At 47.1% G+C, this 520-nt stretch carries 1 protein-coding gene; it reads right to left on the reverse strand.

Features of this window, described 5'->3' with window-relative positions; translation table 11 throughout:
* A partial coding sequence (locus tag R7R78_RS29425; protein WP_225475000.1) for a VOC family protein occupies nucleotides 1–520 on the reverse strand: 520 nt, incomplete at both ends.

Consider the following 520-nt stretch of genomic DNA (forward strand, 5'->3'; position numbering starts at 1 on the left):
AAAGAACACAGGGCCAATAACAGTCTGAGTAAAGATTTGCAGCAAGATACCGTCTTTCATTGGCGCGCCATCAATCAAGATCTGCAAATCACGAAGTTTGCTGACATCCTCAGTATGGCCTTCAACGCGCTCATCGACTTTCTCGTAGTAGGTGTCTGGCGTTGGCATAAAGTCCATACCGCGGTCACGTAACGTTTGCACCGTTTGATAGATGTCATCCGTTGTCAGAGCGATATGCTGAATACCTTCCCCGTTGTATTCGCGGATAAACTCTTCAATCTGCGATTTGTCATCCGAGGATTCATTGATTGGAATGCGGATTTTGCCACACGGCGCCGTCATTGCGCGGCTGACAAGGCCGGTCAGTTTACCTTCGATATCGAAGTATCGAATTTCTCGGAAGTTCCCGATGCGCTCATAAAAACCAGACCATACATCCATATTACCTTGCTTAACATTGTGCGTGAGATGGTCTATCTCGTACAAGCCAACGTCTGATTTTGCTAAGCGATCGTCTGCA

It is taken from the genome of Vibrio sp. 2134-1 (genome assembly GCF_033339495.1).